Annotated in this window: 7 protein-coding genes; 3 read left to right on the top strand and 4 right to left on the bottom strand. The window is 68.6% G+C overall.

Going from position 1 to position 6,708, the window contains the following annotated elements; genetic code table 11:
- Both L0H79_RS19480 and L0H79_RS19475 read right to left on the bottom strand, forming a co-directional pair.
- On the bottom strand, window positions 1–1,301 hold a 1,301-nt coding region (locus L0H79_RS19480; RefSeq protein ID WP_301486302.1), incomplete at its 3' end, for a hypothetical protein.
- Complete coding sequence (locus tag L0H79_RS19475; RefSeq protein ID WP_301486301.1) at window positions 1,298–1,660, bottom strand: hypothetical protein; 363 nt, start codon at window positions 1,658–1,660, stop codon at window positions 1,298–1,300. The genes L0H79_RS19480 and L0H79_RS19475, both read right to left, overlap by 4 nt.
- A gap of 444 nt (window positions 1,661–2,104) precedes the next feature.
- Between L0H79_RS19475 and L0H79_RS19470 the strand changes: the two genes are divergently transcribed.
- Entirely contained in the window at window positions 2,105–3,595 is a 1,491-nt protein-coding gene (locus tag L0H79_RS19470; protein WP_301486300.1) for a DNA cytosine methyltransferase, read from the top strand.
- Between the two features lie 43 nt (window positions 3,596–3,638).
- On the top strand, window positions 3,639–5,054 hold the full coding sequence (locus L0H79_RS19465; protein ID WP_301486299.1) for a hypothetical protein: 1,416 nt from the start codon (window positions 3,639–3,641) through the stop codon (window positions 5,052–5,054).
- A 26-nt stretch (window positions 5,055–5,080) separates the two neighbouring features.
- Here the strand turns inward: L0H79_RS19465 and L0H79_RS19460 are convergent, their stop codons facing one another.
- The gene (locus L0H79_RS19460) at window positions 5,081–5,467 is read right to left on the bottom strand and encodes a hypothetical protein (protein ID WP_301486298.1); all 387 of its coding nucleotides are present in this window, start codon (window positions 5,465–5,467) and stop codon (window positions 5,081–5,083) included.
- 65 nt (window positions 5,468–5,532) lie between these two features.
- Here L0H79_RS19460 and L0H79_RS19455 point away from each other — a divergent pair, with 65 nt between their 5' ends.
- A complete protein-coding gene (locus tag L0H79_RS19455) occupies window positions 5,533–5,979 on the top strand; it encodes a very short patch repair endonuclease (RefSeq protein WP_301486297.1) in 447 nt (148 codons plus the stop codon).
- Window positions 5,980–6,102: 123 nt separating this feature from the next.
- Here L0H79_RS19455 and L0H79_RS19450 read toward each other — a convergent pair whose 3' ends face one another.
- The gene (locus L0H79_RS19450) at window positions 6,103–6,450 is read right to left on the bottom strand and encodes a hypothetical protein (protein ID WP_301486296.1); all 348 of its coding nucleotides are present in this window, start codon (window positions 6,448–6,450) and stop codon (window positions 6,103–6,105) included.
- Window positions 6,451–6,708 lie beyond the last annotated feature (258 nt).

Genomic DNA, 6,708 nt, shown 5'->3' with positions numbered 1-6,708 from the left:
GCCGTGTCGCTGTCGCGGACGAGGATGCCGCGGACCGGCTCGATGAGTGGACGTACTCGGTTGTGCTGCAGGTCGGTCGGGCTCAGGCTCGCGCCGAGACGGTCGTCGTCACCCTCCCCCGCTTCCGGGATGCCGTCTCGGGCGAGCTGGAGCATGGCTTTCGCCGGTGCGGCGAGCGAGGTGTTGTGCGTGGCAATGTCGCGGGCGTCGCAGGCGAGGATGAACCCGCCGACTGTGGCGCGTTTCACTGTGGGTTCGAGGTCTCGCAGGTCCGCTCGTTGGGCGATGAGGGTGGGCTCGGCCAGGGCCGTCTTGTCGTGGATCAGTTCGCGCATGGCCGCCTCCAGCTGCTCGGCGACCGTCCACAAGTCCGGGTCCACTCGCCGCGTGTGGGCGTTCGTGAGCGCACCCCAGTGGCCGGCGATCCGGGCCTGGGCCCGGATGGCTTGCTCGAACGCGGGGGCGATGTGCTGCTCGTAGGTCACCGGGTCGGCCGTGCCGGTGAGGGCGGCGGCGCGGACCAGGATCAGGCTGGTGCGCTGGACCATCGCCTGGGTCCGGGCGATCGCGGCGAGGTTCGCCGGCGTCTGAGCTACCGCGAGGGTCCGGTGGGCTTGGATGTCCCACCGGGCCACGGCGTCGGCGAGCCGCCCCAGCCCGGCGTACTCCTCGAGGCGCTCTCCGTGCAGGGAGCTGACGAAGCGCCCGCCGCCGAGGTGCGCGCCGGCGAGCTGCTCGAACGCGGTGAGGCGCTCCAGGGCCTCCCTGCCTCGCGGGATCCCGCGGGTCGCGCGGGCCCATTGCTGCTCGACGCGCGGCATCTGCTGCAGCTCGCGGATGTGCTCACGGACCGCGACACCGACCGAGTGCGCTCCGACATACAAGATGTGCAGGATGCGGGTGCGGGCCGCGTGCACGTCGCGGATCTCCTCGATTGACCGGACTCCTCGGTCCGGGCTGCCATGTTTGGTGACCAGGTCACGGGCCGCGCCGAAGTCTTCTGCGATGCCCAACAGGCGCTGGTCCGGCTGCCCGTCGCCCGGCCAGCCCTGCCGCAGCTGGGTGCGGTGCATGCCTTGGGCGATGGCCTCCAGCTGCGGCATGAGCTGGCCCGCCGCGGTGTCACCTTTGGGGTGGGCGGGCAGCACCTGCCAGAGCTCCGCGGCGTTCTGGACGACCTCACCCCAGGTGCGCAGCATGGCGGGGGCGTCGTCCCCGCCCACGTCGAACAGCAGGGCGCGGGTCGCCGTGTCGGCGTGCAGCAGCATCTCGCCGACGCTGCGGCCGTCGTGGGCGCTCATCCGCGGACCTGCCGTGTCAGGTCCGCGACCCGCACCAGCAGCTGGGACGTTCCGGCGGGGAGCGACTCGATCGGCACCGAGCGCAACAGCGCCTCGGCCTCCGCCAGAGCTGCCACCGTGTCCTCCGGCGCGGCCGTGCGGGCGGCTCCGTCGTGTCCTTCTGCCGTCGGTGGCAGGAGACCAGCCGCGAAGTCCGCAGCCAAGTGCAGGTCCTGCGCCGTCGAGTAGCCCTCGCCGAAGGGGCCTTCGGTCTCGGCGCGTTCCCAGAGTCTCCGAGCAGCTGCCCCTAACAACTCGGCCACTCTGGCCAAGACCCTCGCGTCGGTCGCCAGGTGCGGCGTGCCGTTCGAGTCGTGCATGATGGCTCCTTCGTCGGTTACGGGTCCCGCCGGAAGCGGCAGGCCTCACCCGACCGAAGGCGCTCATCCCGCTTGGGCGATCAGCGTGGTCAGTGGACATGTCGCAGACGCCCAGGGCGTTCGGCGCGTCTCGGCACATGTTGAGCGGAAGGCGATACGTTGTTTCCGCAGCCCGTCGCTTCCCCCTGTCGCGAGGGGTTGCCGCGCGGGGCCCGCACTGCCCCCAATTCGCGGGCCCCGCGTTGCCCTCTGTTCCAGAGGACCGTCCAGCCGCAGCAACCCAGGCGTGGCGCGGCCGCGCCCTTACCGCTTGGTCCGGTCGCTGCAGCCGTTTGTCTCGAAGAAGCTGCCGGGCCGCTCGATGCGCGGGACACCCGCTTGCGTGTGCACGACACGCGCATAGGCAATGTTCGAACATGAGCTCGAATGCCGTAGCCTGCGTACGTGCCCACCTCTGCGTTCCGTTTCATCGACCTGTTCGCCGGAGTCGGCGGCTTCCATGCGGCGCTCAAGGCCTTTGGCGGCGGGTGCGTGTATGCCGTGGAGATCGACAAGCATGCCGCGAAGGTGTACGAGGCGAACTGGGGCCACGAGGCTCTGGGCGACATCACCAAGGACGCCGACGACGACCTCGGGATCATGAACGTCCCAGAGCACGATGTGCTGTGCGCGGGGTTCCCCTGCCAGCCCTTCTCCAAGTCCGGGGCTCAGCGCGGCATGGACGAGACCCGGGGGACGCTCTTCTTCAACATCGCCTCGATCATCAAGGCGCACCACCCGAAGATCGTCCTGCTGGAAAACGTCCGCAACCTCATCGGCCCGCGGCACGAGCACGAGTGGGACGTCATCATCGAGACCCTCCGTGACGAGGGCTATCACGTCTCGGAGGACGCGGCGATCTTCTCCCCGCACCTGCTTCCGTCCGCGATGGGCGGAGCGCCGCAGGTCCGAGAGCGGGTCTTCATCACGGCCACCCACGCCCCGAGGCAGGTCGCGCGCGACGAGGAGCTCGGCGGCCCATCCCCGGTGGCGTCGATGGCGGACCGGTTCCCGAAGACGCCGACGTTGGACTACGTGTGGGATGAGCAGGAGCGGCAGCGCCTCGACTGGGAATGGTTCGAGCCCCGCGGCCACAGCAGTGGCTGGAACCTCGAGGACCTTCTCGATGACTCCCACAACATCCCCGGCTGCGACCTGAGCGATGCCGAGCGGCGCTGGATCGACGCCTGGGACGAGTTCGTCCAGATCATGCGGCCCCTGATGGGAGATCGGCATCTGCCCGGCCACCCGATCTGGGCCGACGCGTGGCTCGACTTCAAGGAGCTGAAGCGGATCAACTGGCGGGCCAAGACCATCAAGGTCCCGACCCGCGTGAGCCGACCGACCATCGACCCCAGCCTGCCGGCCTGGAAGCAGTCCCACCTGCGGAAGAACCACGACATGTTCGCCCGTCACTTCGAGGCGATCATCCCTTGGGCGCATTACTGGGGGATCTACACCGACACGTTCCCGCCGTCGAGGCGGAAGCTGGAATGGCAGGCACAGGAGACGAAGTCCCTCTGGGACACGGTCATGCACCTCCGGCCGTCGGGTATCCGAGCCAAGAAACCCACCTACCTGCCTGCGCTAGTGGCCATCACCCAGACCTCGATCGTCGGCCCGCGGGAGCGACGGCTCTCCCCCCGTGAGACCGCACGGCTGCAGGGCCTGCCGGACACGTTCGTCTTCACGGGTCAGCCGGCGGCCGCGACCTACCGGCAGATGGGCAACGGCGTGAACGTGGGCGCGGTGTGGCACGTCTTCCGCGAGCACGTCAGGCGCGACGAGGAACTGCTCAGGAAGAGCGCCACGGGCAGGGCGATCGTCAAGGCGGTCAGGGCGGCACCGCTTCGCCCGAATGAGATCCTCGCCGAGCACGTCCCGGCTCGCTCGTGAGTTCTGCCTGACAGCGACCGCCTGCCCGGCTAGCCTCCGCCGTGTGCCTACACCACTAGACCGGCCCTTCTTCTTCCCCGCCGAGACCATCCCCGAGGCAATCGAGCGCATCTACGCCCTCACCGGCCGGGCACCGGACGAGTCTCGCGGTGAGAAGCGTGCTCTCGTCGCGCTGCGCGACGCCCTGGACCTGGACGTCGACCTGGTCCGCACCAATGCGGTCCTCGGCAAGGCGATCGCAGACGCCCTGCAGGTCGAATGGGAGCCGGCCCGGTACACCGAGCGCAACAAGGTCACACTCGACGGCCTGAACGCTCTCCTCGAGGGCGCCACCGAGGCACGGCACCGAGGCTCGCTGCGCCAGCTTCGGGACAGTGCACCGGAGAGCCTGGAGGGCCCGGCATGGGCCGCGTTCCATCCGGCGAGGTCGAAGATCGAGGCCGTGACCCGCATCGCCGCCCTCACCCGCGCCCCGAGGGAGTGGCTCGGTCCAGGGGGTAAGGAGCACAAGTCTGTGCTCACCAACCTGGCCGACCGGCTCCTTCCTGAGGGGCCGCTGAACCGGTCGAGCAAGACGAGGCTGGCCGCGTCGATCGCGCAGGTCTTCGGCGTCCCATGGACGGACAGGTGCGAGTCGACCGGCGAGACCATCTCACTCACCGGCCTCAACACCATCCTCGCGGGCGCCGAGCGCCACCTCGGGATGCTCGGCACGGAGATCACCGACACGGTAACCGACCCAACCGATGAGGGAAGCGCCCTCGCGGCCGCCATCCTGGCCAGGCTCCCGGCCCGCTGGGACGGCCGGAAGGCCGTGCAGTGGCTCGACAGTCGGGGACTCCGCGGCGCCAACGACAACGAGTGGCAGGGCTTCTACGGCGAGGAGAGGGCCAAGATCGTCCTGGGCGGCTCGTTCACGCCCCGCGAGGACCCTCCTCAGGTCCGCTACGGGAACACCGTCTTCGACTACGCCCTGAACTACGTGTGGGACATCAAGGTCCACACCGAGCTGCAGATCACCGGAACGCACCGCAGACCAGCCGGCGACGCGACGCTGCTCAACGACGAGCGGGCCATCCGGCAGTGCATCGCAGACCAGGGCCTGGGGTTCCTGATCATCGGCGGCGCCGCCCAGATGGACCACACCGGCGAGTTCGTTGCCTGGCATCGCGAGTTCAAGAGCCGCAGGCGCGGCAAGACCCCCGCAGCCTCAAACTCGGGCCTCAGCCGGGTCCGCAAGGCCGCCTTCGACGTCATGCACATCGAGTCGTTCTGGGTACCCAACACCCCGGCGCTGGACGCCGCGATCCTCGGCGGAGCGCTCAAGGTTCGGCCCATCGGGCGACAGGCACCCAAGACCGCTGGCATTGCTGGTGCCCCCCGCGCCGACAAGTTCGAGATGCGCATGCGTACTTCGCGCTCGTCCATCTCCGTCGCACGCTTCGACTGGCCGAACTGACGGCCGGCGTCCCGCTACCTGAGGAGTCAACCCAAGGCGCTGGCCAGGACTCGAAGCCCCTCGCGCGTGACGGTCGATCCGCCGCCAGACAGCGAGCCCCGGCTGTCACAGTCACTGCCCCACTCCAAGCCCGCACGGGCGGCGATGCGCTCCCCGATCTCCGGCATAGACCCCAAGGGCACACCAACCTGCCGGGCTGCCTCCTCAAAGACATGGGACGGCAGGCTGCTTCCCACCCCGACGGGCTCCGTCGGGATCCGCAGAAGCCGGCAGACCATCTCCAGGAGGTCCTGCTTCGACTCGCCGCCATGGAATCCGTACTCGCCGGTCCGCACGGTCACGCCGCTGTCGGCATTCGTGCAGATCCCAAACCAGGACGTCGGCATGCAGTGGATGCACTCGCTCTCGCTCACGTCGGCATTCCATCAGTCGCCACCGACACCTGGATCGGCAGCCCCAGATGAACGATGCTTGCCGGGTGAGCACGGGCTACCAGACTTGGGCATCTTCGCCGGCTGCCCGCGCGACGATGCAAGGCAACAGGCGCCGCGACACCAAGCCCGAGATGGCCGTACGACGAGCCGTCCACGCCCTCGGACTCCGATACCGCGTCGATGCCCGTCCACTCGCCGGCCTCAACCGCAGAGCAGACCTCGTCTTCACACGCGCCAAGGTCGCCGTGTTCATCGACGGCTGCTACTGGCACGGATGCCCACAGCACGGAACCACTGCACGAACCAACAGTGGCTACTGGGGCCCAAAGATCCAACGCAACCGAGAACGCGACGCCGACACCGACACCCTGCTCCTCCAAGCGGGCTGGGAGGTCCTGCGTTTCTGGGAGCACGAGACTCCCACAGACGTCGCAGCACGGATCATCACGGTCGTGAAGGGAACAGAGTCCAGAACCCCAAGCAGGACGTGAAGCACCAAGTCGGCGCTCAGACACTGCGTTGCGGGGACTGATGAGTTCCCGGCTCAACGGCGACGTCCAGACCTCGCTCAACCGGACAGACGGCAAGGCTGATTGGGCGAGGGGCCTATCCCCTCAGCCTTGGACGTCGACTTGGCAGTCTGAGCCCCCATCCACCACAGGTGCCATCCGCGTCTCCGATGTCTGAGGGTCGGCCAAGCGAGCAAGTCTCCGGACCTCACGGTTCGTCAAGACTTCCCCGCACCACTGAACCACCTCTCCGACGGCAAGGCGCTCCTCCTCCGTCAGTTTCCGCACGGCGAGGCCGGCGCGCCGTTCGCAGTCGGCGATGGCGGCCTTGCGCTCCTCGAGGGCGGTCAGGACGTCGACGGCAAGCGCTTCGATGCGCTTGTCGCGTTCGGCGCGCTCGCGCCGACGCTTGGCTTGAGCATCCAGGGCTGCTCGTCGAGCCGCCTGCCGCATTGATTGCTGTCCCATACCGATCTCCTTTTCGAGGTTCTCCCCACCCGAAGGCCCAGGACACCCTCCCCACGGTCATCCCGTCCCAGCCGATCTCCGTACCCCTCGGCGAACCGACCGACCTCATGCGCCACACACCTCTTGCATGGCCGGATTGAGTTCCCGATTTGGTGACCGCCGGGAGGCCGCGGCCTCCTTCGGGCGGGTGTGACGATGTCGATCCACAAGCTGACCGCGGGGTCGGGGTATGACTACCTGACC

This window comes from Intrasporangium sp. (assembly GCF_030452765.1).
Taxonomy (GTDB): Bacteria; Actinomycetota; Actinomycetes; order Actinomycetales; family Dermatophilaceae; genus Intrasporangium_A.
This window is presented reverse-complemented; position numbering and strand designations above follow the sequence as displayed.

What these genes read in the sequence shown, in the direction of transcription:
- L0H79_RS19450 (WP_301486296.1), bottom strand. Translation starts at nt 6,450, where the DNA reads ATGCGGCAGGCGGCTCGACGAGCAGCCCTGGATGCTCAAGCCAAGCGT.
- L0H79_RS19475 (WP_301486301.1), bottom strand. Translation starts at nt 1,660, where the DNA reads ATGCACGACTCGAACGGCACGCCGCACCTGGCGACCGACGCGAGGGTC.